The 24980-nt window shown below is 34.6% G+C and carries 25 protein-coding genes and 1 riboswitch; of the genes, 12 read left to right on the top strand and 13 right to left on the bottom strand.

The genetic code is table 11. From position 1 onward, the window contains the following. Position 1 precedes the first annotated feature (1 nt). Entirely contained in the window at positions 2–796 is a 795-nt protein-coding gene (locus tag A9G42_RS02250; RefSeq protein WP_065567380.1) for an ABC transporter ATP-binding protein, read from the top strand. Between the two features lie 882 nt (positions 797–1678). On the opposite strand, the gene A9G42_RS02245 is transcribed toward A9G42_RS02250, so the two are convergent. From A9G42_RS02245 to A9G42_RS02230, 5 genes are all read right to left on the bottom strand, one after another. Next, a complete protein-coding gene (locus tag A9G42_RS02245; protein WP_065652508.1) occupies positions 1679–2008 on the bottom strand; it encodes a hypothetical protein in 330 nt (109 codons plus the stop codon). Then, complete coding sequence (locus A9G42_RS13540; protein WP_141674477.1) at positions 1956–2096, bottom strand: helix-turn-helix domain-containing protein; 141 nt, start codon at positions 2094–2096, stop codon at positions 1956–1958. The genes A9G42_RS02245 and A9G42_RS13540 overlap by 53 nt, the downstream gene beginning before the upstream one ends. 146 nt (positions 2097–2242) lie before the next feature. After that, entirely contained in the window at positions 2243–2596 is a 354-nt protein-coding gene (locus tag A9G42_RS02240; RefSeq protein WP_065567382.1) for a hypothetical protein, read from the bottom strand. Positions 2597–2866: 270 nt separating this feature from the next. Beyond that, positions 2867–4102, bottom strand: a complete 1236-nt coding sequence (locus A9G42_RS02235) for a hypothetical protein (protein WP_065652507.1) — start codon at positions 4100–4102, stop codon at positions 2867–2869. A 130-nt stretch (positions 4103–4232) separates the two neighbouring features. Then, entirely contained in the window at positions 4233–4628 is a 396-nt protein-coding gene (locus A9G42_RS02230) for a DUF2750 domain-containing protein (protein WP_218057322.1), read from the bottom strand. An 840-nt stretch (positions 4629–5468) separates the two neighbouring features. Between A9G42_RS02230 and A9G42_RS02225 the strand changes: the two genes are divergently transcribed. From A9G42_RS02225 to A9G42_RS02215, 3 genes are all read left to right on the top strand, one after another. Beyond that, positions 5469–5954, top strand: a complete 486-nt coding sequence (locus tag A9G42_RS02225; protein ID WP_065583044.1) for a CPCC family cysteine-rich protein — start codon at positions 5469–5471, stop codon at positions 5952–5954. A gap of 652 nt (positions 5955–6606) precedes the next feature. After that, on the top strand, positions 6607–7014 hold the full coding sequence (locus A9G42_RS02220; protein ID WP_065583045.1) for a hypothetical protein: 408 nt from the start codon (positions 6607–6609) through the stop codon (positions 7012–7014). Positions 7015–7174: 160 nt separating this feature from the next. After that, positions 7175–7615 carry a hypothetical protein gene (locus tag A9G42_RS02215; RefSeq protein ID WP_065642000.1) on the top strand — a complete coding sequence of 147 codons (441 nt, stop codon included), beginning with the start codon at positions 7175–7177 and terminating at the stop codon, positions 7613–7615. Positions 7616–7912: 297 nt separating this feature from the next. Here the strand turns inward: A9G42_RS02215 and A9G42_RS02210 are convergent, their stop codons facing one another. Together A9G42_RS02210 and A9G42_RS02205 are read right to left on the bottom strand one after the other, a co-directional pair. Beyond that, on the bottom strand, positions 7913–9454 hold the full coding sequence (locus A9G42_RS02210) for an AMP-binding protein (RefSeq protein WP_065652506.1): 1542 nt from the start codon (positions 9452–9454) through the stop codon (positions 7913–7915). Next, a complete protein-coding gene (locus A9G42_RS02205; protein ID WP_065567388.1) occupies positions 9451–10290 on the bottom strand; it encodes an SDR family NAD(P)-dependent oxidoreductase in 840 nt (279 codons plus the stop codon). The genes A9G42_RS02210 and A9G42_RS02205 overlap by 4 nt, the downstream gene beginning before the upstream one ends. Before the next feature lie 236 nt (positions 10291–10526). On the opposite strand from A9G42_RS02205, the gene A9G42_RS02200 reads away from it, so the two are divergent. From A9G42_RS02200 to A9G42_RS02190, 3 genes are all read left to right on the top strand, one after another. Beyond that, positions 10527–10712 (top strand): hypothetical protein, encoded by a 186-nt coding sequence (locus tag A9G42_RS02200; protein WP_065583047.1) that lies wholly within the window; start codon positions 10527–10529, stop codon positions 10710–10712. Positions 10713–11483: 771 nt separating this feature from the next. Beyond that, positions 11484–11936 (top strand): hypothetical protein, encoded by a 453-nt coding sequence (locus tag A9G42_RS02195; RefSeq protein ID WP_065583048.1) that lies wholly within the window; start codon positions 11484–11486, stop codon positions 11934–11936. 317 nt (positions 11937–12253) lie between these two features. Beyond that, a complete protein-coding gene (locus A9G42_RS02190; RefSeq protein ID WP_065652505.1) occupies positions 12254–12622 on the top strand; it encodes an Imm8 family immunity protein in 369 nt (122 codons plus the stop codon). A 137-nt stretch (positions 12623–12759) separates the two neighbouring features. Here A9G42_RS02190 and A9G42_RS02185 read toward each other — a convergent pair whose 3' ends face one another. The 3 genes from A9G42_RS02185 to A9G42_RS02175 all read right to left on the bottom strand — a co-directional run bounded on the left by A9G42_RS02185 (position 12760) and on the right by A9G42_RS02175 (position 15114). Next, complete coding sequence (locus A9G42_RS02185) at positions 12760–13209, bottom strand: hypothetical protein (RefSeq protein ID WP_065652504.1); 450 nt, start codon at positions 13207–13209, stop codon at positions 12760–12762. Between the two features lie 153 nt (positions 13210–13362). Then, positions 13363–14127, bottom strand: coding sequence for a type I 3-dehydroquinate dehydratase (gene aroD / locus A9G42_RS02180; RefSeq protein ID WP_065642004.1), 765 nt, complete (start codon positions 14125–14127; stop codon positions 13363–13365). 114 nt (positions 14128–14241) lie between these two features. Continuing rightward, a complete protein-coding gene (locus A9G42_RS02175) occupies positions 14242–15114 on the bottom strand; it encodes a shikimate dehydrogenase (protein ID WP_065652503.1) in 873 nt (290 codons plus the stop codon). A 199-nt stretch (positions 15115–15313) separates the two neighbouring features. On the opposite strand from A9G42_RS02175, the gene A9G42_RS02170 reads away from it, so the two are divergent. The 4 genes from A9G42_RS02170 to radA all read left to right on the top strand — a co-directional run bounded on the left by A9G42_RS02170 (position 15314) and on the right by radA (position 20595). Next, on the top strand, positions 15314–16648 hold the full coding sequence (locus tag A9G42_RS02170) for a Na+/H+ antiporter family protein (protein ID WP_065567458.1): 1335 nt from the start codon (positions 15314–15316) through the stop codon (positions 16646–16648). A 37-nt stretch (positions 16649–16685) separates the two neighbouring features. Next, complete coding sequence (gene rsmB / locus A9G42_RS02165) at positions 16686–17975, top strand: 16S rRNA (cytosine(967)-C(5))-methyltransferase RsmB (RefSeq protein WP_065652502.1); 1290 nt, start codon at positions 16686–16688, stop codon at positions 17973–17975. A 256-nt stretch (positions 17976–18231) separates the two neighbouring features. Beyond that, positions 18232–19206: a phosphoserine phosphatase gene (gene serB / locus A9G42_RS02160; protein WP_065642006.1), complete on the top strand. Its 975-nt coding sequence runs from the start codon at positions 18232–18234 to the stop codon at positions 19204–19206. 9 nt (positions 19207–19215) lie between these two features. Beyond that, entirely contained in the window at positions 19216–20595 is a 1380-nt protein-coding gene (gene radA, locus A9G42_RS02155) for a DNA repair protein RadA (RefSeq protein WP_065567398.1), read from the top strand. A 118-nt stretch (positions 20596–20713) separates the two neighbouring features. On the opposite strand, the gene ppnN is transcribed toward radA, so the two are convergent. Next, positions 20714–22090 carry a nucleotide 5'-monophosphate nucleosidase PpnN gene (gene ppnN / locus A9G42_RS02150; RefSeq protein ID WP_065652501.1) on the bottom strand — a complete coding sequence of 459 codons (1377 nt, stop codon included), beginning with the start codon at positions 22088–22090 and terminating at the stop codon, positions 20714–20716. 380 nt (positions 22091–22470) lie between these two features. After that, a riboswitch (molybdenum cofactor riboswitch) is annotated at positions 22471–22591 on the top strand. On the opposite strand from ppnN, the gene moaA reads away from it, so the two are divergent. Further along, positions 22588–23562: a GTP 3',8-cyclase MoaA gene (gene moaA / locus A9G42_RS02145; RefSeq protein ID WP_065652500.1), complete on the top strand. Its 975-nt coding sequence runs from the start codon at positions 22588–22590 to the stop codon at positions 23560–23562. (Overlaps the previous riboswitch by 4 nt.) On the opposite strand, the gene gluQRS is transcribed toward moaA, so the two are convergent. Then, on the bottom strand, positions 23542–24435 hold the full coding sequence (gene gluQRS, locus A9G42_RS02140) for a tRNA glutamyl-Q(34) synthetase GluQRS (RefSeq protein ID WP_065652499.1): 894 nt from the start codon (positions 24433–24435) through the stop codon (positions 23542–23544). The genes moaA and gluQRS overlap by 21 nt on opposite strands. A gap of 40 nt (positions 24436–24475) precedes the next feature. After that, positions 24476–24931, bottom strand: coding sequence for an RNA polymerase-binding protein DksA (gene dksA / locus A9G42_RS02135; RefSeq protein WP_065583057.1), 456 nt, complete (start codon positions 24929–24931; stop codon positions 24476–24478). Between the last annotated feature and the right edge of the window lie 49 nt (positions 24932–24980).

Below are 24980 nucleotides of genomic sequence, written 5' to 3'. Positions count from 1 at the left end.
CATGATTAAAGTTGAACAATTACAATTAACTTTTAATCAAGGTACACCAATTGAAAATTATGTGCTACGAGGATTAAACCTAAAAATTAGTGAAGGCGAATTTGTTACCATAATTGGTAGTAATGGTGCAGGAAAAAGCTCGTTGCTCAATGTAATTAGCGGAGATCTATTTGCTGACTCAGGTAGTGTTGTTATCAATGAACAAAATGTAAGCCACTGGCCAGCATGGAAGCGGGCTAGCATGGTGGCACGAGTATTCCAAGATCCTATGGTTGGAACTTGTGAAAACTTAACCATCGAAGAAAATCTGGCTATTGCTTACAATCGAGGACATCGTTTTACTCTCGCTTCAGCACTTAATAACAATATCAGATCAATATTTAAAGAAAAACTGGCGACTTTAAATTTAGGGCTTGAAAATCGATTATCGGATATGATGGGCTTACTTTCTGGTGGTCAAAGACAAGCTATTAGTTTGTTAATGTCAACATTAAAACCCTCTAAAATATTATTGCTTGATGAACATACCGCAGCACTTGATCCTAAAACAGCACAGTTTGTTTTAGATCTGACTGATAAAATTGTTTCAAAAAACCATTTAACGACGATGATGGTAACCCACTCAATGAAACAAGCATTGGAATATGGAAATCGAACAGTCATGTTGCATCAAGGTCAAGTTGTACTTGATGTATCAGGTGAACAACGCGCAAAATTAACCGTAACCGATTTATTAGATATGTTTGAAAAAACACGCGGTGAAAAAGTGACTGACGATGCATTGCTTTTAGGTTAATAATAAATAAAAAAGTAATATTTCAAGCAGAAATATTGCTTTTTTGTTAATTAGGTTTGTTAGTTCTGACGTAACCTGCCTGTGTTAGCTCAAACCTAATCTGACAGCTACCAGTTTTTATTTTGTGTCTGTCAGATTAAAAAGTTTATGGATAAATTCGACCGACACCTTGTAAATTGCCAACATAAAACGTATTTTGTGAATCAAGTTATCCTTGCCAAAGTATTAGACAAAACTCACTGCTATAAAAGTGTTATTTAGGTCATACGACTTTTCATATTGCTTAGGCGATACCCAGTTATTAACTCAGTGTCGGCAAACCTACTTATAATCGGTTTTGATATAGGCGAATAGGCTTTATTGGCTTCTTCCTTGTTTTGTTATCATCATGAATCATGGGTGTTAACGGATGGAAAAACTTTCAGCAATGGCATTATTTCAACAATTGCCCGTTTGCTTCAGACTTTGGCTAAGTCCATACTGTAACACTAATCTGTAACACTAATCGCTTAAAATTAGCGTTGCAATATTGGTTTTTTGGTCCACTAGGTCGTCGCTTTCCTTTGAGAAATGGACGACAAAATAAGGTATTTTGGAGCGTGGTACAAACTAAATACTGATCAATATACTTAATGTATTAATCAGTAAACCATAAGATACAGCTTGCAATAAAAGGATTAATGTTATTATTTTTTTAAATAAAAAATTTAATAAAATCAATGGTTTTTCTGACTGATTTTTATTGTGCTAGAACTTGATTTGAATGGGCATACCGTATCGGTTATCTCAATACCGTTTAAGATGACCTAATCATATGAATAGGTTTGTTATGTATTTTTCAATGCAAATAATCTAACAACTCGTTTAATAATTTTCATTGGTTTATCCTTTTTTATCATCAATTTCTTTGACTTCTTTATTTAAACCCGAAGAACACAAATAAAGCTCTTGTGCATACCAGATACACTTACTTTCAACTGACGACAGACCGGCAGTGCCAGATACGATGACAACGGTTGCTTCATATATTGGTACTTCACCGGTTTGGGTGGTTGATGAAGTACACATGCGCTTTTTTAGCATTTCATTGGCTATTTTTAGTGCTTTGTTTTCTGTTTTTAGCGCGATAATTTTTGGTGGCTCATTAGTTAGCTCACGGTTACTGGTTAGGATTAAGTTGCTTAACCCATTTATCCAGCGTTGATTTACCAATACCTAAATGATTAACGATTTCAGCTAATGAAAGACGGGCATTAGATAAAGCATAATTCACCGTCTGCTGTTTGAACTTTGCACTCAATTTTTTGTGCCATAATGTGTTCGCTTATGATTGTTCGTTATAGCATATTCGTTATATTATAAAGGTGACATTTGCCGATTTTAGGGCGAGGATCAACATCATGTATTGGTATGCTAATTTGTTAGGTGCTAAAGATAAAGTTCACTTTAAATCTGTGGAGTAACTTCGACAGGAGACCAAACTGAACATTTCCACTGTATAAAATGATTAGTTAGAATTTGTTTGATATAACTTTCAAATTCAGAATTAAAATATTCATCAGATATTATTGTTATTTCAAGCGTATAATGCTCATCACACAATAATTCACTAAGCATATCAATTTTGTCTATAACGGCTATGCTAAAATTGGCCAATTCAGCTCTGGCAATATAACGACCTTTTTCATCTTTACAGGATAATTTACATTGAAATGCTGATGCTATCTTAGCCTGTATTTCTTGGAATGATTCATTATTATCAACTAATACAAAAGTTAACCACCTTGTATTTATATTCATAGAACTATCAACCTTACCAGCCAATTTAATATCACAGTATCAACTTCAACTATGATCTTATAAAAATATTCCATTCTTGCCACATCACAAGATCCATTGTTTGTATGTTAGCAAGCTTTTTTAATATTACCAATGTGTTGTTTAATATCAAAATGGATCTATCTTAACAGACCACCTTGGCGTAAAATTAGGCATCTTAATTGCCTACTTATCATATTAAGATGTGATATTACTTCAGCTAGATAGATTTGTGCTTTTAATCCATCTTACTTATCTCGGCGACGGCTTGTTAAGCTTTTGGGCTAGCTCCTCTACACATTCCTGAGCTATTTTTTTGTATTTTATCGTATTTTCTATAGAAAAATTTTCATCAATCATTTTATAAAAGCCATCAACTGTGCCAAAAAAGCCATTTGCTTGAATAGCAAATCCCCCATTAGCCCAACAAGCAAAAATGGTTGTTAAGTTGCCTTGGTTGCTTTTGCGATAAACTATATTCTGTACTTTATCTACATCTAAATATATACCACAAGCAACGGATAAATTTTCAGGTAATAATTTGATTTTGGTTGACTCTATATTCAAGCGACCACCAATAAATAAATTTTTAGGCAATACTTGAATGTCTGTATTAGCAACACTTAAATATCCTCCTACCGATAAATTTTCTGGTAATGTTTTTATTCTGGTATTTCTTAAATTTAGATAACCGTTAACAGAAATTTTTTGAGGTAATTGTTTGATATGGGTATTTCTTAGATCAAGATCTCCCCCAACAGTTAAGTTTTCGCCTAATAATTGAATATTGGTATTTGCTAAGTCTAAATCACCGCCAACCGATAAATTTTCAGACAATCTATTAATTTGGCTATTTATTAAATATATGTCACCACCAACCGATAAGTTTTTGGGTAATGTTTCGATATCTGTATTTGCTAGATTTAAATTGCCACCAACCGATAAGTTATCCGGTAATGTCTGAATCATTGAATAGGTAAGATCTAAATTGCCGCCAACTGATAAGTTATCTGGTAATGCTTTAATCATTGAATAGGTAAGATCTAAATTACCACTAATTGATAAGTTTTCAGGTAATGATTGAATATCTGTGTGAGCTAAATTCAAATCACCACCAATAGCCAGATTTTCAGGTAGCGCTTTGATGTCTGTAAATTCTAAATACAAATTACCACCCACAGATAAATTATCCGGTAAGACTTTAATTTTAGTGATCGATAAATTTAAATCCCCACTAATTGTAAAATCATTCGGTAAGGCTTGGATTTCGGAGTCTGTTAAATTCAAACTACCATGAATAGCCATATTTTTTGGTAGTATTTGTATTTTTGTTTTACTTAAATTTAAATCACCATGGATAAGTAAATTGTCTGGCAAGACACTAATTTCTTTGTTTCTTAAACGCAAATTATCATTAATGATAACTTTATTATCTTGAACAACGTGTTTTACCCCTTTTTTAGTTAGTAATTCGAGAAATTTTTCCATAGGTTATTTCACCAATAATAAGCACTCTTCTAATTTGATATCACAAGTTATATACAATGAATTACTCAGTTAGAAATTGTCTTTGCTTTTGTCCGATTACAAGTTTGGATTACTTCATTCGGGGTTAGTTTTAAATATAATTACTACATTCGTTTTCTAAATCAATTAATAAGCTCTCAGCATTAACAATAGGAGTGCTTGATAGCGTAGGAATGGAGAAAATACCAACTTGAGTTCCTTTGGCTGATAAATCAGGCAATAATTTATTCATTATATAATCAAGCGATAATGCCTTGGGTTTATAATTCTTCCAGCCACCTAAAGCACAATTTGCAGCATATTCACGAGCAGGCCATAATATAAGAACTTCATTATTGTTATCATTTCTACCGGTTAAGGCAAACCCGTCATCGTCTAAGACCCAAGCTACTTCGTTATCAACAATTTTTTTTATGGAATAAATGTATCTTTCTTGGCTCCCTTTATTTGACATAACTTCAACTTCTTTGGCCGATAAGACTATCATAAGTGAATACTCCTTATATTTTTGCTTACGTCTAAATAAATTGTTGTAATCATAATCATCGTGTCGATGCTAAAACTAAGCTCGTTTTTTGCAGTTTAGCATACTAATTAAGATTCAGATCACTCAGCAACTCAATCCATTCTAGCAAGATAAATCTTCTATAGCAGGATTATATTACCTAAAAATATTGTAATGCTATCCCGTTTATCTGTCTAAATATTGTCTATGATGCCGAATTTTTTACTCAATTGACGTTGTAACTATCTCTCAAATGGTAGCTATCCCCCTAAAATAGTACAGCAAAAAAGTAGAAAATTGGAATGGCAACACATTTCAAACAAAAATTAAGGCGATAATTACAATAACGTTTAACGACGTATTTTGATACGAGCAATAAAAATTTCATCAGCCGAACAATGTAAAAGCGTGATACCCAAATGTTCTCTTTTTGCAAATCAAAACCAATTCGCCTTGTACCATAACAATGATAGCTTCGGTTAAATAGCGTCACTACTTTATCTGCATAAAGTCTTACTGATTTTTGTTTATTCAATTTACATTGGTAATAAGCATAATATCTTGATAATACGAAATATTGACATCGTTTTGTCGGGCTATAATGATGTCGGTTTGCGTTTAGGATAGTCATTTTCACCCCATTATCAGTGCGGCTTGCTTTAAAATATCGTTTTCTATGCGGCGCTTTTTTAAGCGCTTTGCGTAAACCCTTAAAAAAGTTGTATGATTTAGTGTAACCGCTCCGAATTGGACTTATTATAAAGACGGTTGGAGAAGCAAAAAACCATTCCAAGAGGCAATTGATTTAGCGCGAGAAAAATAATGTGTATAGAATTCTTTCATAGTGAAGTCATTAACTTTTTAAATTACCACTCTTTATTTACTTTAAAATTAGACGATAGAACAAATTTTTTATATGAAAATGGAATACTTGATGAGCAATCTATGGCTCTTTCTAAGAAACAGATTTACAACAATGATATTTTAGATAGTTATCAATTATCATCGTTAATTAGAAATAAATACTTAGAAAACAAAATAAAAGACATTACCGGTAATGATATAAAAATAATTGATCATCCAGATAGTGAAATTACTGGTGTTGCTTGTATCTCATGTCGATACCTTGTTTTCAAGGATTATGAAGATTCGATTTTTGAAATATGTCCAGTTTGTGATTGGCAAACAGACCAATTAAATGAAGATGGATATAGTAAATTAAATCAAAGTTATTTAACCTCTTATATAAGCACTTCTTTATACAAAGAAAAAGTACTGCAATATCAGGATGTCTATATAAGAAAATAGCATAAATTCTAAAATAAATGCGCCAGTCTGCACCACGAAGTATTATGCCCCTAAGGATGGTTGAGCATCGAATTCAAAGACTACTGTAACCGCTGCTGGCAACACAAACACTCCCCTGCGAGGTTAGCATCCCATCCTACTCACATCCTGACAGAGCGCATCTACCAGTACGACAACCTCGGCGGGTTAGTTAGCATAAAAACACAGCAGACATGATCCTCGCAAAAAATGGCAAATGAAATTGTAAAAAAGTGTCACATGTTATCTACTACTGGATCTGTTTTAGTTAGCCTAAAGCGTAGGGCTATTCTTGAAAGTGTAGAGTATTTATGATCCTATTTTTGATGTAATGGGTCGATACGAAATTAAATATTATTAAAAAATAAAACGATAGAATCTGGCTCAATAATTAGATATGTGTAGGATCGTGATTTATAGCATCAGGTTTACTGGTGAATTTCACAATGAAATGTCGCAACAAACCTAACTGCATCCAAAGCAAACAAAGTGCCAACTACAGCTAGCGTTACCGCTATTTCTACGACCACCTTATCGAAAAACATCAGCTAGACAGTGCAGGCGACCTCTTGCAACGTTAAAAACAGAAAAATTGTTTTGAACAAAAATATCATTCCATCCAAAGTATTTTTATATGATATATGAATTAAAAATATTTGATTATCATAATAGCTATTGTTTCGAAGCTGAATCAGATCAGATTGCAAATTATGATTTTTGTTTTAGTGGTGGATCGGATTTTATTTCAGTTAAGCTTGCAAATCTGCTGTTAGGTTATAAAGGTTTTTTAAAAGATGTTAAATGCCTTGATGCCAATGCCATTATCAATGGTCAGAGCAATTCAGACTATAACGTCTTAAATATTCTTCATTCATTATCATATATAGGTATGCATAAGCCTGATAGTGAACCAATATTAAATTATTTGCCTAATAGATCAAAGAAGTTTCATAGAATTGTCTTTAAAAAAATATCAAAGAAAACTTTTATATGGCAAGATGTCAGGAAGCTCAAAAACATGTCGTTATTTCAGATAAGCTAAGGCAATTCTTTGTTGAAAATAATGTCAAAAGAATATATTTATAACGACTTTTGTTAGCATATGCCCTAGTCATTATTAGTTTTATGTATAATTGTAACTATCGCTAAAATAGTGCAGAAACAAGTAGCAAATTCTTCATGATAAAAATAAAAAGGGTTGTATGAAGTTATTATGTAATCATTGTAAAAAACAATTTATAACATCAGAAGAGCAAGACCATTTTATCTCGGTTTCTCGCCAAAAGAATATGAAATTCATTATGATAAAATGCCATTATTGCTCAATGAGTTATGACATTAATTCGATGCTATTAAATAAGCAGGAGGATAAACAAACTGCTGTTGTAAATGGATTAAAGTGCCCTAAAGAAACATGTGCAGGTATTGTTTCTTATATTGAAGATGTCCCCCCATTTTTTGGTTGTGGTCAATGTGGTAATGTGTGGTTTAAAAAAGAAGACTTATATAACGACATTAAAAACATAATTGCTAAATACCCTTATAGAAAACAAGCATATAATATTGTGAATGATAAATACTTGCCTGCTTTAGATAGCGAAATTCCCTCATGCTATGATGATCAAGTAAACTTGGAACAATAAATCAATTTTAGACAGATAATAATGGTTAGTTTAGCTACCTAGTGACTGGGGAAACCAATATTGCAGTGCGGATTTTAATCGGTTAGTGTTAAAGCATTGATTTAACCAAAGCATGCTCTATTACAGATCCCAAAGCTCCTAATAAGAAAAATCATCTCCTTGTTTATAATTTTAATTTAGGTAATTTTAAACTAAATGAAGTTGGAACTATTTTCACCCACGAGATATTATCAATGTTTAGTTATCATCCTAATTTAATAATGATTATTTGTATAATAAACTAAACCATCATTACTTCTAATAAAATGTTCCAATATCTTCATTGTATAATAGAGTATGTAATTGCCTCTTATCAACCTTACCGATAGCCGTTATAGGCATTTCATTTAGCTCAATGACTTTTTTCGGCATTTGATAACGAGCCACTTTACTACGCAGCCAAGTAAACAATGCTTCGTTAGATAAAACTTGGTTTTTTCCTAATATAATAAAAGCAACAAATCGTTGTCCAAATTCATCATCGTTGATGGGTATGACTGTGGCTTCTTCAATTGCTGGATGCTCTAGTAACTGTTGTTCAAGATCATAAGGATATGCATTTTCTCCTGCTGATACAATCATGTCATCTTTTCGACCTTGTAAATAAAAATATCCATGTTGATCTTTATACGCTAAATCACCTGTTGAGATCCATTTGTTAGCTTGTATCGACCATGCGCACTTAATCCATAATTCGCCTATTCCTTTAACTATTTCCTGCCCATCTTGCATTAATTTTATATGTAATCCGTTAATTGGGCGGCCAATACAACTGGGTTGTTTTTCTAAATCTTCAGGTGTGGCAATTGTACATATACCGGCCTCAGATGTACCATATAAATTAAATAGCATTGGCCCCAATTTATTTTGTGTTTCTTGAACAAGCGTTTCTGCTAAAGATGAACCACCACTAATAATACATTTCAAACTTAGTAACTTGGTGTGATCATACTTAAGTAAACGACCTAGCATTAACGGAACTAAAGTAATAACCTCTATTTTATGTTTATCTAATAACTGACTAGCTTCTTGTGTTGTAAATTTTTTATGTAAAAAAATAGTAGAGCCGAGCAGTACAGCTATGCAAAATGTAGCAATACCAAACCCATGGTAAATTGGTGTTGCGATATAAATGCTTGAATACTGATTAAGTTTTAATTTTGTAAATAAAGCAGTAAAAGGAATGATAAATCCTTTAGCTTTTGTGCTGCGCCCCGCTATTTTAAAATTGCCTGTTGTGCCACTGGTTAATACAATGATTTTGGGAAAATGACACACTTTTCTTTTTTGTGTTGTTTTCATTAAACGACCATTTATTAATCGTTGAATAGAAGGAAAATTGTCGTGATAAGTTAATAGGTTATTTTCTTTCTGTAAAAATTTAATCTCTGGATCATGAATAATTAAGTCAAATGAATACGCTTCGTCTAGTTTTTTAAATTGTGTCGCAGACATCTGTGCATTTAATAAATAGATATCTGCGCCCAATACAGATAAAGCAAAGAGAGTGTGTGCTAAATAAATGTGGTTATAAGCCATCACTGCAATCTTCTGTTTAGCTTTAACACCATAAAAAGTAGCTAGTTGATCAGCTAAATGTTGTGATTGTTTATATAGGGTACAAAAATTAATATTATCTTTTTCATCTTGAAACGCAATTTTTTGTGGGTAAAACCGTTTGCTTATATAAAGCAACGTCATTAAATTGATGCCGACAACTTTTATTGCACAAATTAAATACCAAATTCCTCTAAAGGTTAATAAGTTACATTGATAGAGTATTTTTAAAGTCTTAATCATTTTTTATTCCGTAAATAATACTGTGTTATTTTTAACCATAATGGATATAATAAAACGGAAGTTAGTTGCGCCCATATACTCCACCAAGGCTTATAATATGTCTTACGGTTAATCAATAAGTTATTAATACGCATTGCAGCCTGTTCAGCGCGCATTGCTGGCGCTTGTTGATATGCTTTAGTTGGTGCTATCATTCTAGTCTTAACCAACGGCAAATAGGTGCTGGAAACGGTGATCTTGTTGATAGCAAGCTCACTACTGGCACAATTCAGCCATTGATCAAAAGCGGCTTTAGAAGCTTGATAAGCTGCCCAGTAGGGGGTTGGCGCTAATAATACATTAATTGCTGATACGTTAATAATTTGCCCTTTATTTTTTTGTAATTCAGGAATTAATGCTAAGCAAAGTTTCACTGGAGCAAAATAATTTAATTGCATTGTTCTTTGAAAATCATGGTATCTGTCTAATGATTGCATAATTGGACGACAGATAGATTTACCAGCATTATTAATAAAAATATCAATTGTAAATTGAGATAATATTTTTATAAACTCGTTAAGCTGTTGCTCATCGGATAAATTGACAGAAAAAACGTGCACCGTTGCTTTTTGACTGGTTATCTGTTGCTTTATCGTTTCTAGTTTTTCTGTTGTGCGCGCGACTAAAATGAGTCTACAATCAATGTCTGCTATCTGATAACAAAGCGCTTCACCGATACCAAAAGTAGCACCAGTAATCAACACGGTTTTATGATGTAATCGCTGGGTAAGGAGTGCTTTATTTACTTTTATAGGAGGAAATAGAATAAATTCCAAACATCGCTTTATCGCGTTCATTGTTTTTTTATTTTTCTCTTTAAACAATAAATACCGTGTAGAATAACATAGAATTTATTATTTATTACTCATAAATAGGCGACAGTCAAAACTGTAATTACCAGATTAGGTAGCAGTTTAAACTTAATCTAACAGACGCTAACGACTTATCAGAATTCATTTTAACAAAATGAGATCCTCGCCAAAAAATGAACCTATGTCACCTTTATGATATAACTAACAATCATAGGAGGACATTGTGGCCAAAAAATTTAGCGCACAAACTGGTGAAGTACCAATATATAAAGCAACATTTGTTACCATACCCATTATTGCTAGTCTGCCGTCACTTAGAAGTTAGCGTATCAGATTACTATACTTGGCTAAAACCTGAGCCTAAATCAACGGGGTTATTTGAGAATATCAAAGCACTTTATTGTTAACATAAATCCTGCTCAAGCACACCCAGCTTAGTACATGATATCAGGGACAAGGGCTAGGATATATCATAAAGAAAGATTAGCTGAGTATGATAAAAATCAGTCAGAAAAGGCATTGATTTTATTTGATTTTTTATTTTGTAACGCGATGAAAAATAATGGCATTACTCCTTTTGCTACAAGTCTATCATTATGATGTGCGGACTAATACATTAAGTATATTGATAAATATTTAGTTTGTCATTCACCCAAAATTCCTTATTTTGTCGTCAATTTCCTAAAGGAATATTATACCTAGTAGCCAATGAAACCAAATATTACAGTGCGGATTTTAAGCGATTAGTGTTACAGCATGGAATTAACTAAAGCATTATTCACCACCTATTATTTAAACGCTATACCAAATTTTTTGGCGAGGATCTGATTGGCTCACAGAAAAATTTAAGTGGCTATCGGCTTTGGTTAGGTTAAATGGTATAGAATCCTGAATAATTTTTACAAATAGATTCTAAAGTAAATATCCAAATCATAAATAATTTATGACAAAACATAATGTTTGCGTGAATTGATTTAAATAAAGTGTGCTTTTTTATAAAACAATTTTTGAAAAAAATATTGAATCTAGCACCATAACAGTATGAATATTCTTAATATGGATTATTATAATATTGAGTAAAAATTCGAGCATGTAGATATATATCAAATGCTTTGCCATACGGTAATGATGGCCAATGTCAAAACAATTGCAACGGTTTATCCTAAAGGATATTGTTAATGATTAATTTAATTATCTCCCCTGATTCTATTCGCGTATCAAAAAGTAAAATATCAACGCAAATATTCTCAAAAATATATTTTCAGATCGGGAACATTTTCTTTCCTGATGAACAATGGGATGATTTTACCGTAGTTATATTAAATTGGTGGTTAAAAGAAGCTTGTAAAATTCAGCAAAATAACATAACTCATTTTTACTTTATGGATGGACCTTTTTATTTTGAAGTTTTTTGTATTAATAAAATTTGTAAAATCAAATTTATAGATAATCGGTTTGATAAAAAAGAAGTCGTATATAGTGGTGAAATAGAATACACATCTTTACTGAATTTATTAAAGAAAAATGCAAATTTATTAATTCGAAGCTTACCTATGGATGCCGAAAAACTAAAAGATGTCATAGAATTAAAACAAAATTTAAAATTAATACAAACTCGATTCTGTAAATAAGTTTGTATTTTTGTCTATTTTTATATTTATCTTTGGTATCAACATATGCTTTTCTACTTTACGAAAATAATGTTATTGATTACGAAGATGAGATGTATCTAACATTGCAATTCAATAGATCGTCAATAATTCATTGTGTCTTGATTTTTATCATTGGTTTAATGGAATACCTAAGTAGCTAAATATTAAGGTTAATACGATCGATAGCTTTACCATATTGGTAAAAAAAATAAGATTTAAGCAATGATAATTGAGGCGTTCTCGATATTATAATTACAGTGAGCGCCTTATAATGTTTATTTTGATGCGGGCTATAAATGAAAATTAAACAACAAAAATTTGAAGTGAAATATTACTGGTCTCCAGATATCGGTGATCCTTGGCTGTGGCAGCCAGAAGATAATGCAGTTTTTTATTTATTAGAGATGAATATCGGTATTACTGGCGAGAATAATTCTGATATTTACTCAATCATTGTCGCAACTCCAGAAGGAGTACTCAATTTAAATAAGGACAGAATTCAACAGCCAAAACGATATAAAATTTTATTATTAAATCAATATGATTGGGATAAAGTTAGACAATCCATAGATGAAAAGCGGGCTTGTATAAAACCAGCTGATGGTATCCCCGCTTTTGATAAGTTAGTGAGTGATTTTTATTGGGAATATGACGGTATGCCATAATCACCGCATTTTGTAATTGTGCATTTGCTGGTTAAAAGTGACGATTAATTTTATTACCAAATTGTGTAATCAATTAGCTGTAATAAAGTTGCTTATTGTACATAACCTGTTTGGGATAGGTATACGTCTACAACTAGCTAGCAAGAAAATGCCAGCCTATTGTCAATAATGCTTTTATTATTGATTAATTCAAAGGATAGCAAAATTCCTTCATAATTAATGCCAAGGACAATTAATTGTTCATCGACTTTATAGTAGTAATGCATATGATCTTCATAAAGATGATCTTTAAGAATATAATTATGATTAAAGGTATCGGTTAAAATAAACGGGGATCCTAATTTAAACTCAAAGCCCAAGAAATTCAAAATTTGATTGGCTTTATCAAGTAAGAATATATTATTTATCACTTCATCAATTAATAAAACTTCAATATTATCGGCAATATAAAAAAACATAATTTGATAACCACAAATATCTGCTGTTCCTAGAATATCGGCATAGGCAAAATCTTTAATGGTATTATGTTGATCTGAATTAAAAAAATAATTGATATCAAGCGAGCTAAATTTATTTTTATTATACATATCCCAAACCTAAATTTTGTACAACCACATAACAATTTGGGGGAGTAAAATTCGCTATGTGGTTGTAAATGAAGATTTTGATAATGAAGCGCAAACACTTCATCACCGCTCTACATTGGCACGCCAATTCATTATTAACGGATTGATGTTAAATTAGCTATGGCTTTGGTACAAGGTATCTAAAATAGAGCGTAATTGTTTGGCGTCTAATTGACCCGGTGCCGAAGCATGTTTGGCAGCGCCAAAGGTCATTGCTGAGCCAAATGTCGCACCTGCAATACGGCTCACCACACCCAGCCCAGCCATAGACATGGTAATAATGGGGGTGGTTGCATGTTGTTGGTTCATTTCGGTGGTTGCTGCAAGTAATGTTAATACATCATCTGTTGTTTGTGGCATGACGGCAATTTTAGGAATGTCAGCACCCAGTTCCTGCATTTTCCTTAATCGGTAGATAATATCACTTTTGGATGGTGTTTTTTCAAAATCATGGTTTGATGCGACAACAAATACCTGATTTTTGTGTGCAACGGCAATAATATCTTTTACATCATCATCACCAATAAATAGCTCAACATCAATAAGATCAATAAGCCCACTACACGCCATTTCTTTATTCAACTGAATATAAGATGCGAGTGGCCAAGGTTTAACCCCCCCTTCATTTGCGGTTCTAAACGTAAATAAAATCGGTTTATTGGGCAGTAAATCGGCTATGCTTTTAGCTGCTTGTTTTACGGCATTGATATTGTCAACTTGAGTAAAGTGATCAACACGCCACTCTAAAACGTCAAAATCAATAGATTGTAAAAACTTAACTTCATCAATTAATTCTGCTTGAGTCTTACCCACAATAGGTACAATAATTTTAGGTGCACCCAAACCGATCTCAAGTTCTTTTATGGTAATTGTTTTCATTTCATATTCCATTAGCTAGCAATTGCATTAATAGACGGTGATTTTATAACGCTTAACAATATTTATCACTGATTATCCATCATGAATAAAATCGTTAAAAACTTAGATTATTCATTAATCATTAAAACCCATTTGTTCTTTCACATATTCAATCGGTGCATCTTCACCCGTCCAAATTTTTATTTGAGCAGCACCTTGCCATAGCATCATGCCAATACCGTTTAATGTTCGGCAACCTTGTTGATCCGCCATTTCTAATAGCTTGGTTTTTCGTGGGCTGTAAATGCAGTCGGTAACAATAAGATCAGGTCTTAACATCGTGGCATCAGTAATTAAGCTTTGCCCCTCTAACGGCTTCATCCCAACACCTGTTGCATTACAAAGCACAACACTATCTGCAATCTCTTTGCGTAATTGATCTTTATCGGCGAGATCGATAACACGCACATAGCATTGACTCGTTTGATTCAATTTTTTCGCAATGGCTTCTATCTTTGTATAGCATTCATCTTTTTGATTAAAGATGGTGATTGCTTTTACTCCATCAAGTGCTGCTTGCACAACTATGGCGGTTGCTGCACCGCCTGCTCCGAGAATGGTTATTTTTTTGCCTATCACATCAATATTGGCTTCTTTAAGCATACGCATGTAACCCATTCCGTCTGTGTTATAGCCAGTTAACACACCATTATCATTGGAAATAGTATTACACGCGCCACTTAGTTCAACGGCCGGTGTTAACTTATCAAGGTACTGGCAGACAAGCTGCTTATTGGGCATTGATACCGCACTGCCACGCAAACCTAATGCTCTAAGTCCTTTAATTGCATCAGCAAGTTTTTCTTGATCAACTTCAAATGCTAAATAAACATAAGGAACATTCAATTTTGAATAAATCGTATTTTGCATTTGCGGGGATAAACTATGGCGAATAGGGTAGGCCATTAAACCAATTAATAAAAAATGTCCGTCGATATTATTTCTCATTAACAACGCTCCACAATAACGTGACTTTAATATATTGACTTTAATATAAAAGCTTTTATGCTTAAAATGACTTCAGTAACACAAATTTGGTTTTGTCTATTGCAAAACAGTGAGTATACACTATCAATTGCACTTTCAATACCTATCGCCTACAATAATAAGCTTTGCTTCTTAACTAAGAATCTATCTTATGAATACAATGCTTGATTTGTTCTCGTCAATAAATGCAGTTGTGGTTGCGGTAATTTGTATGTTAATTTTATCGCTTTGCCGTGTCCATGTTGTTATTAGCTTAATCATTGGGGCATTTGTTGGCGGTTTATTTAGCCATTTATCGTTAAAAGAAACCATTGATGCCTTTAACACAGGCATCAGCAATGGGGCAAATATTGCACTTTCTTATGCCATGCTAGGTGCATTTGCTGTGGCGATATCAAAATCTGGTTTACCAGAATTATTGGCAGATAAAGCGATTAAACAGCTGACATCAAGTGATGCTAAAAAACGTATCAAATGGATTTTGATTGTTATTATTGGACTAGTAAGTATTTCTTCTCAAAATGTAATTCCGATTCATATCGCCTTTATACCTCTTTTAATTCCGCCCCTATTATATGTGATGTCACGGCTACAGCTTGATAGAAGAATGATTGCGTGTATTATGACATTCGGATTAATTACTCCTTATATGTTTTTACCGGTGGGATTTGGCAATATCTTCTTGCACCAAATCTTATTAAAAAATATTACCGCATCTGGCATGGATGTAAGCCATGTTAATGTAATGCATGCCATGGCTATTCCTGCGTTAGGTATGTTTGTTGGCTTATTATGGGCTATCTTTGTTAGTTATCGTAAACCAAGAGAATATAAAATTATTCGTAGCGAAGCGAATCAAGGTGCTGTAAAAGAGGTGAATAAGCATTCACTTATTGTTTCATTATTGGCAATTGCGTTATCTTTTTCCGTTCAACTTTATACTGGCTCAATGATTTTAGGTGCCTTAATTGGTTTTATTTGCTTTATTGTATCGGGATCGATTAAATGGGGCGAAGCGGATGGTGTTTTTACTGACGGCATCAAAATGATGGCAATGATCGGCTTTGTGATGATTTCAGCGCAAGGATTTGCCGAAGTATTAAAACAAACGCATGAAATTGAACCGCTTGTTATTAATAGTGCAGCTTTATTTGCAGGAAATAAAGTGATTGCAGCCTTTGTAATGATGCTAATTGGCTTGGTTATTACATTAGGGATTGGCTCTTCATTTTCAACCGTCCCAATCATTGCAGCTGTTTATGTGCCACTTTGTGTACAACTTGGTTTTTCACCGATTGCCACGGTATGTTTAATTGGTGCATCGGGTGCGATTGGTGATGCAGGATCACCACCATCAGATACTATTTTAGCGACATCGTCTGGATTAAATAGTGATGGGCAACATGACCATATTCGAGATAGTGTTATCCCAACATTTACCCATTTTAATATTCCGTTATTTATTGCTGGTTGGATTGGATCTTTAATTTTATAAACTAATCACAATAGATAAATTAAGGTTGTCATGATTTATGAATAAAAAATTACACCAAAATATACGAGCTGTTTGTGCTCAAGCTATTTTTAATGTATTAGAAGAAGGGCAATCATTAAGTGCCACACTGACTGCTTTGCATCACAAAATAGCGGATAAAGATCGAGCACTAGTGCAAGAAATGTGTTTTGGTGTGATGCGAGTATTACCCGAGCTCAATTTTTATATCCATACCTTAATGAGTAAGGTTTTGACAGGTAAAAATAGGGTTTTGCACTATTTATTGTTAGTGGGTATTTACCAGATCCTTTATACACGTATTCCCGAACATGCCGCTGTTGGTGAAACAGTTGATGCAGTAAATACTTTGCAAAAAGCGCCATTAAAAGGATTAGTTAATGGCGTGTTACGTGAGTTTTTGCGTCAGCAAGCATCATTACAACAAAAATTTATGCAAGATGATAAGCAACAAAATAGCCGAACATTACACCCAAGTTGGTTATTGACTCGTATAAAGCAAGCTTACCCACAGCAGTGGCAAACAATTATTGATGCGAATAACCAAAAACCGCCAATGTGGTTGCGGGTTAACCAAAACCAATATTCAATTCAAGAATATCAAAAACTGTTAGCAAAACAGCACATTGAGTCAGAACCACATGATCAATTACCTTGTGCATTGCGGTTATTATCGCCCGTCAATGTTGCTAAATTACCCCATTTTGATGACGGTGCAGTGACAGTACAAGACTTGTCTGCTCAGTATGCTGCTTATTTATTAGCACCACAAAATGGAGAGCAAATTCTGGATCTTTGTGCGGCACCTGGTGGTAAAACCACGCATATTTTAGAGGTAGCGCCAAAGGCACAAGTGTTAGCTGTGGATGTGGATGCAAACCGAGCCAAACGTATTGATGAAAATTTAACTCGTTTGAAACAGCATGCTGACGTCAAAGTTGGCGATGGCTTAACGCCAGAGCTGTGGTGTGAGGGGCGTTCGTTTGACCGTATTTTACTTGATGCGCCTTGCTCTGCAACAGGTGTTATTCGTCGTCATCCAGATATAAAATGGTTACGCCGGGACAGTGATATAGTGCAATTAACGGAATTACAACATGCTATTTTAAGTAAGATTTGGTCTTATTTAAAAACTGGTGGCATTTTGGTTTATGCCACTTGTTCAATTCTACCAGATGAAAATAAATTACAAATTGAGCGTTTTTTAAAAGAAAATGCCAACGCTAATTTGCAAGGTGAATGTAAGCAATTTTTACCTAGTGACAATGGTGGTGATGGTTTCTTTTATGCGATTTTAAAGAAAGTATAATTTACTTACATCTCATTGATTAAAATCTTATTGAGTAAACGCTTTTTATTTTTAGCGTTGAGTTTTTAGCGTTTAGTTGCGACGTAGGTAAATACAGCCCATAAAATGTTAACTTTGGCTTTCGTTTGTAAAAAAGTTTCTGATAATATGTGTTTGAGTATAAAAAAGATAAAGCAATGGCACAATCCTAACTTGGACAATTTTTAACAGTTATGGTAAATTTTGAGCCCGTTTTATGTTAGGAAGACTTTCTGATATGGCTTACACCCTCACCTATAATGATTTACCTGAAAATATCCAACGCTGGCAAGGCTTACCACTTTCATTAAATGGCTGCGAAGTGGTGCCTTTAGATTATAATGCAGGTAAAACAGGTTGGATTATTTATGGCAAAAAGCTAAATAAAACAGTATTGTCAAAATTCCAAAATCAACTTGCTATGCCAATGGTAATTGTTTCATCTTGGAAAATAAAAACTTATCAGATTGTTCGTATTGCTGGTGTTATGCCTAAAAAAGCCAAGGCTATTTCATTAACATTAGGCATCGATGTATCGCCAATTGACAATTTACCAACACTCCATTCACCAGGATTATTGGTTATGGATATGGATTCAACGGCAATCAAAATTGAATGCATAGATGAGCTGGCTAAATTATATGGTGTAGGTCAGCAAGTTGCGGCTGTGACTGAACAAGCAATGCATGGTGAGCTTGATTTTGCAACCAGTTTACGAAATCGGGTGGCAACGTTGAAAGGAGCACATCAAGATCTTTTACAACAAGTAAAAGATAACTTACCGCTTACTCCTGGATTGACCTATTTAGTCAAAGAATTGCATAAAAAAAATTGGCATGTTGCTATTGCATCAGGAGGATTTACCTATTTTGCTGATCATTTAAAGCAGAAACTAAAATTAGCGGATGTTTATGCTAACGAATTAGAAGTCAAACATAATAAATTAACAGGCAAAGTAATTGGTCAAATTGTCGATGCAAAGTATAAAGCGCGAACTTTACAACAATTAGCGGCATCGCTCGATATACCTATTGAGCAAACGGTGGCTATTGGTGATGGCGCCAATGATTTAATGATGCTACGTATTGCGGGTTTAGGCGTTGCCTATCATGGAAAACCTAAAGTGGTTGAAAAGGCTAAAATTAGCATTAATTATGCAGATTTAACTGGATTATGGTGTATTTTATCAACCAGTTTATTAAGTGAAGGTTAGGAGATTAAATTGGCAAAAACCGTTAAACGTGCTTATGTTTGTAATGATTGTGGAGCAGATTATCCTCGTTGGCAAGGCCAGTGCAGTGCTTGTCATGCTTGGAATACCATTACTGAAGTTAGACTAGCAAGTACTTCAACGCGCAATGATCGATTAACGGGTTACGCAGGTAGCGGTGTTGGTCAAACAAAAATTCAAAAATTATCCGAAATCAGTTTAGAAGCGCTACCAAGATTTTCAACCGGTTTTTCCGAATTTGATCGTGTGCTTGGTGGGGGCGTTGTACCGGGTAGTGCGATTTTAATTGGTGGTAATCCCGGGGCAGGTAAAAGTACCTTATTACTACAAACCATGAGTAAGCTTTCATCACAAATGAATACGCTTTATGTGACGGGTGAAGAATCACTTCAGCAAGTGGCCATGCGTGCACACCGTTTAGGTCTACCTGCTGATAATCTTAATATGTTATCAGAAACCAGTATAGAACAAATCTGCTTATTGGCTGAGCAGTCACAACCTAAATTAATGGTGATTGACTCTATACAAGTGATGCATCTTGCTGATATTCAATCCTCACCGGGGAGTGTTGCGCAGGTTCGAGAAACCGCCGCTTATTTAACGCGCTTTGCAAAAACAAAAGGTATTGCCATTATAATGGTTGGGCATGTGACGAAAGATGGCTCGCTAGCAGGGCCTAAAGTGCTTGAGCACTGCATTGACTGTTCCGTTTTATTAGATGGTGATGCTGATTCTCGTTTTAGAACATTGCGTAGCCATAAAAATCGGTTTGGGGCGGTAAATGAGTTAGGTGTGTTTGCGATGACCGAGCAAGGGCTTAAAGAAGTCAGCAATCCATCCGCCATCTTTTTAAGTCGTGGTGAGGAAATGCTACCCGGCAGTTCGGTTATGGTATTGTGGGAAGGCACTCGCCCATTGCTGGTTGAAATCCAAGCATTGGTTGATCACTCGATGTATGGCAACCCAAGGCGAGTGACAGTAGGCCTTGATCAAAATAGGCTGGCATTATTGCTTGCAGTGTTACACAGGCATGGCGGATTACAAATGGCTGATCAAGATATTTTTGTGAATGTTGTTGGTGGCGTTAAAGTCACTGAAACTAGCGCTGATTTGGCATTGATTGCCGCATTAGTATCAAGCTTTCGTAACCGCCCATTGCCACAAGATGTCGTTATTTTTGGCGAGATTGGTCTTGGTGGTGAAATTCGTCCCGTACCAAGTGGGCAAGAACGTATTTCTGAAGCGGCTAAGCATGGCTTTAAAAAAGCGATTGTACCTATTGCGAATATGCCTAAGAAGAAGCCCGAAAATATGCAGATTTTTGCCGTGAAAAAAGTGTCTGAAGCGCTAGATATTTTAGGTGATTTTTAAAAGCGATATAAATGATTAATAAAACATTAACTATCAATCGATTAAATCACTCCGCCGATAATCGTATCGGCGGCAAGATAACATTTACACGCGATTAAATTACTCGCTAATATTTTTGTTAATAACAAATTTCATAACAAGGTTGGTAGGCGCTTTCTCCTGGTAATTTCATTCGATCTTGTTTAATAAAACTACGTAATAAATTATCGAGTTGCTTCATGATTTCGGGATCGCCTTGCAATTTGTATCGGCCATGCTTAGCAATTTCCTTCATACCGAATTCTTTTACATTACCCGCTACAATTCCCGAAAATGCTCGGCGTAAATCGGCTGCTAATAATTCAACAGGTTGATTTCGATGAAGATTTAATGAAGCCATATTGGCATGGGTTGGCTCAAAAGGGTGTTGTAGTGGTTCATCAATTTTTAGTAGCCAGTTGAATCCATAAGCATCACCTGTTTTTAAACGAGAAGATTTAACATGCTTAACACCCTCTTTCATAATACGAGCCACTTGTTCAGGTGAGTCGATCACGATTTGGTATAATTTCGTTGCCTCATCACCTAATGTACTACGAATAAAATTATCAATAGCAGTAAAATACTCCTCACACTCTTTAGGCCCCGTTAATATCAGCGGTAATGTTTGATGTTTATTGGCTGGATTTAATAAAATACCAAGAATATAAAGTAACTCTTCGGCTGTTCCTGGGCCTCCAGGAAATATGATAATACCATGTGCCATACGTACAAAAGCTTCAAGGCGTTTTTCGATATCAGGCATAATAATCAGTTCATTTACTAATGCATTAGGTGGCTCGGCTGCAATAATTGAAGGTTCAGTCATGCCAATAAAGCGACTTTCTTTATAACGTTGCTGAGCATGACCAACCGCTGCGCCTTTCATCGGGGCTTCCATCACACCTGGCCCACAACCAGTACAAATGTTCAGCTCGCGCAAACCCAGTTGCATACCGACTTGTCGTGCATAATAGTATTCATTTTCGTTAATTGAATGCCCACCCCAACAGACAACCAGATTAGGCTCTTCACCCACATGTAGCGCATTTGCATTGCGCAAAATTGAGAAAACAAGGTTTGTGATATAAAACGAATGCTCTCTTTCAAATTTGATATTAGAGATAAGTTCTTTAATGGCACTGATTTGACTATTTAAAAAAAGAATATCGCGCAGCACGGCAAAAAGGTTTGCTTGGATTGAACGAATAATTCGCCCATCAACAAAGGCACTTTCTGGTGCGTTAACTAATTCTAATTTAACGCCACGCTCTTTACTAATGACATTAATTTCAAAAGACTTAAATCTATCTAGCAAATCTTTAGTATTATCGGTTTTACTACCTGCATTGAGTGTTGCTAGCGAACAGTTTCTATATAATTGATAAAGCTCACTATTGGCAGATTTTTTTAGAATATCGACTTCAGCTTGAGCAAGCAAATCCATTGATCCTAAAGGGCTAATATGGGTTATCATCACAACCTCCATTTGATGGTATTATCGATAAGGTGGCTATTATATACTCAAACTGATTGAATAAGTAAAGGGGATAAATTGGATAAAATCAAATAACCGCATTATTTTGCTAGACATTGTTTTAACTATAGGATTTCTGTATTTTTATTCTTTTCGGTTGGTAATAATACGAAAATTGGGTATCGTTCTTTCCTAGAAAGGTGATTATAATGGATAGCAATCGCCTTTCTACTTTCTTCACTTTACCAAGTTTAAAATTTAATCTAAAAAAGTTAAAATAAAAAATTAAATAAAATCAATAACTTTTCTGGCTGATTTTTAAGTGGAAATAGGTTAATAAAAATCAACTTGTTCATAGTCAAAAAATAATGCCTATGTTAGACTGAACCAAACTCTGAAGCTCTTTTACCTAAGTGATTTTTCATAAGGTGAATTAGCCGCGGTATAGCGCAGAAATGGCTATGCTTCCCGATTTGGATAAGGTGTTTAATGTATATATGCAATTAGTTGATTATTATCAGCGTCGATTTCAATATCTGCGTTTGTCGATTACTGAGCTGTGTAATTTCCAGTGTCAATATTGTTTACCTTATGGTTATCAACCCAAGAAAGGGCATAATTTTTTGTCACTCAGTGAAATTGATCATGTTGTGGCAACATTTACTGAACTTGGGGTAAGAAAAATTCGCTTAACGGGTGGCGAGCCGACTTTACGTCGTGATTTTGTGGATATTTTGTCGCTCATTTCTTCTTACTCTAGTGTTAAAGAGCTGGCCATTACCACTAATGGTTCACGTTTATTAAAAAATATTCATCACTGGCATCAAGCAGGTTTAAATGCAATTAATATTAGTATTGATAGCTTTTCTCCGCATTTATTTAAATTAATTACGGGTCAAGATAAACTTAAAGAATTAATGCAATGTGTCGAAAAATCGTTAGAAGTAGGTATTAAAAAAGTCAAAATTAATACGGTGTTAATGAAAAACATGAACGATAATTTAGATGATTATTTGTCATGGATTAAAGATAAATCCGTAGAATTACGCTTTATTGAACTTATGGAAACAGGTGAAAGTAGCGATATATTTAATCGTTATCACTTGTCTGCTCATGTTATTGAGGCACAGTTAATTGCACAGGGTTGGCAGTTGCAACTCAAAAATCCACTATCAGGCCCAGCTAAAGTTTATGCTCATAGCGATTATCAAGGTAAAATTGGGCTAATTATGCCATATTCAAAAGATTTTTGTAAAAGTTGTAATCGGTTGCGTGTGTCATCAATTGGTAAATTGCATTATTGCTTATTTGGTGAGGCCGCGGTTGATTTGCGTGATTTACTTCAAAGCTCAGCGCAAAAACAACAACTTATAACACGCATCTTTGCTTCGTTAAAAATAAAACCAGAAAAGCATTTATTACATGTGCATAATGTCGGTATGACTGGTAATTTATCCTATATTGGTGGGTAACTGGGTATTTTGTTTGGGTACTTTCGCAATTTGCCAATGTTGTATTGCCCATTGCAATAGCTGTTGTTGGCTGGCATCTTGCCAGTCTTTTGGTAGACATTGCCCTAAAAATTGCAGAGCGTGCGCCGTTAATGATTTGCTATTATTTAGCTCAATGGGCTTTGCATGGTTTTGTTTAGAAAGCTTATTGCCGTTGTTATCTAGTGCTAGTGGTAAATGGCAATAGCTTGGCAGAGAAAAGCCAAAAAGCTTATAGAGTGAAATTTGTTTAGCGGTAACCGGTAAAAGATCGGCTCCGCGCACAATTTCGGTAATTCCTTGTTTATGATCATCTAACACTACCACTAAGTTATATGCAAATAGACCATCTTTACGGTGAATAATGAAATCTTCTTGTGCACTAGCTGTTTCTACTGTTTGCAAGCCACGAATTTTATCTGTAAATTCAGAAATAGGGTGGTTTTGTTTTAGGCGAATAGCCAACTGAGATTGGTTAATCTTCAAATGCCTATGGCGACAATAACCGTCATAATGCCCGTTAGGCAATTTTTGTACCCGTTGCCTTGTACAATCACAATAATAGGCCTGATGATGACTCAATAGCGATTGTAATACTGCTTGATAACGTTCGTGGCAAGCCGATTGATATAATACGTTATCATCCCAAAATAAATGAAATGTTTCTAAAGTCTTTAAAATGAGAGATGATGCGCCTTTAACTTCTCGTGGTGGGTCGATATCTTCAATACGAACTAGCCATTTGCCATGGCAAGATTTAGCCTGTAAATAGCTACCAAGCGCTGTCACCAATGAACCAAAATGTAATGGTCCTGATGGTGACGGGGCAAAACGACCAATATAACGCGTAGGCATATCGGGTTGAATGGTGGTGTGATAGTTAGGAACGTAGCAATTACTTGCCCATTTGTTTTTCGCGAAGTTCTGCAAGTGTTTTACAATCGATACATAAATCAGCTGTTGGTCTTGCTTCTAGGCGGCGAATCCCGATTTCCACACCACATGATTCACAATAACCGAAATCATCTATTTCGATTTTCTTTAATGTTTTTTCAATTTTTTTGATGAGCCTTCTTTCTCTGTCACGTGCACGTAGTTCAAGACTGAACTCTTCTTCTTGCGTTGCTCGGTCAGCAGGATCTGGAAAGTTCGCCGCTTCGTCTTGCATGTGCGAAACGGTTTTACCCATTTCATCTTTTAGTTGTGCAAGCCAAGCTTCTAAAATAAGCTTAAAATGTTTCAATTGCTTAGGATTCATGTACTCCTCACCTTTTGCCTCTTTATAAGGCTCAAGCCCAGCAACTGAAAGCAGGCTAAGTGAAGATGTGTTTGCTTTTTGTTCTTTTTTCACAGCAATCCCCTTAAGTGCAGATTATTTAAAAGCGCTAAACTATAGCAAT

The sequence above is a fragment of the Gilliamella sp. Nev6-6 genome, assembly GCF_001690605.1.
Lineage (GTDB): Bacteria > Pseudomonadota > Gammaproteobacteria > Enterobacterales > Orbaceae > Gilliamella > Gilliamella apicola_C.
This window is presented reverse-complemented; position numbering and strand designations above follow the sequence as displayed.

Bases quoted from the DNA above. Each gene is read 5' to 3' on its own strand.
- serB (WP_065642006.1), top strand. From the start codon at position 18,232: ATGGCTTACACCCTCACCTATAATGATTTACCTGAAAATATCCAACGC.
- moaA (WP_065652500.1), top strand. From the start codon at position 22,588: ATGCAATTAGTTGATTATTATCAGCGTCGATTTCAATATCTGCGTTTG.
- A9G42_RS02185 (WP_065652504.1), bottom strand. From the start codon at position 13,209: ATGTATAATAAAAATAAATTTAGCTCGCTTGATATCAATTATTTTTTT.
- A9G42_RS02205 (WP_065567388.1), bottom strand. From the start codon at position 10,290: ATGAACGCGATAAAGCGATGTTTGGAATTTATTCTATTTCCTCCTATA.
- aroD (WP_065642004.1), bottom strand. From the start codon at position 14,127: ATGAAAACAATTACCATAAAAGAACTTGAGATCGGTTTGGGTGCACCT.
- ppnN (WP_065652501.1), bottom strand. From the start codon at position 22,090: ATGATAACCCATATTAGCCCTTTAGGATCAATGGATTTGCTTGCTCAA.
- A9G42_RS02175 (WP_065652503.1), bottom strand. From the start codon at position 15,114: ATGAGAAATAATATCGACGGACATTTTTTATTAATTGGTTTAATGGCC.
- gluQRS (WP_065652499.1), bottom strand. From the start codon at position 24,435: ATGCCTACGCGTTATATTGGTCGTTTTGCCCCGTCACCATCAGGACCA.
- rsmB (WP_065652502.1), top strand. From the start codon at position 16,686: ATGAATAAAAAATTACACCAAAATATACGAGCTGTTTGTGCTCAAGCT.
- A9G42_RS02225 (WP_065583044.1), top strand. From the start codon at position 5,469: ATGTGTATAGAATTCTTTCATAGTGAAGTCATTAACTTTTTAAATTAC.
- A9G42_RS02210 (WP_065652506.1), bottom strand. From the start codon at position 9,454: ATGATTAAGACTTTAAAAATACTCTATCAATGTAACTTATTAACCTTT.
- A9G42_RS02195 (WP_065583048.1), top strand. From the start codon at position 11,484: ATGATTAATTTAATTATCTCCCCTGATTCTATTCGCGTATCAAAAAGT.
- A9G42_RS02215 (WP_065642000.1), top strand. From the start codon at position 7,175: ATGAAGTTATTATGTAATCATTGTAAAAAACAATTTATAACATCAGAA.
- A9G42_RS02235 (WP_065652507.1), bottom strand. From the start codon at position 4,102: ATGGAAAAATTTCTCGAATTACTAACTAAAAAAGGGGTAAAACACGTT.
- A9G42_RS02240 (WP_065567382.1), bottom strand. From the start codon at position 2,596: ATGAATATAAATACAAGGTGGTTAACTTTTGTATTAGTTGATAATAAT.
- A9G42_RS02250 (WP_065567380.1), top strand. From the start codon at position 2: ATGATTAAAGTTGAACAATTACAATTAACTTTTAATCAAGGTACACCA.
- A9G42_RS02230 (WP_218057322.1), bottom strand. From the start codon at position 4,628: ATGATAGTCTTATCGGCCAAAGAAGTTGAAGTTATGTCAAATAAAGGG.
- A9G42_RS02220 (WP_065583045.1), top strand. From the start codon at position 6,607: ATGATATATGAATTAAAAATATTTGATTATCATAATAGCTATTGTTTC.
- A9G42_RS02190 (WP_065652505.1), top strand. From the start codon at position 12,254: ATGAAAATTAAACAACAAAAATTTGAAGTGAAATATTACTGGTCTCCA.
- A9G42_RS02170 (WP_065567458.1), top strand. From the start codon at position 15,314: ATGCTTGATTTGTTCTCGTCAATAAATGCAGTTGTGGTTGCGGTAATT.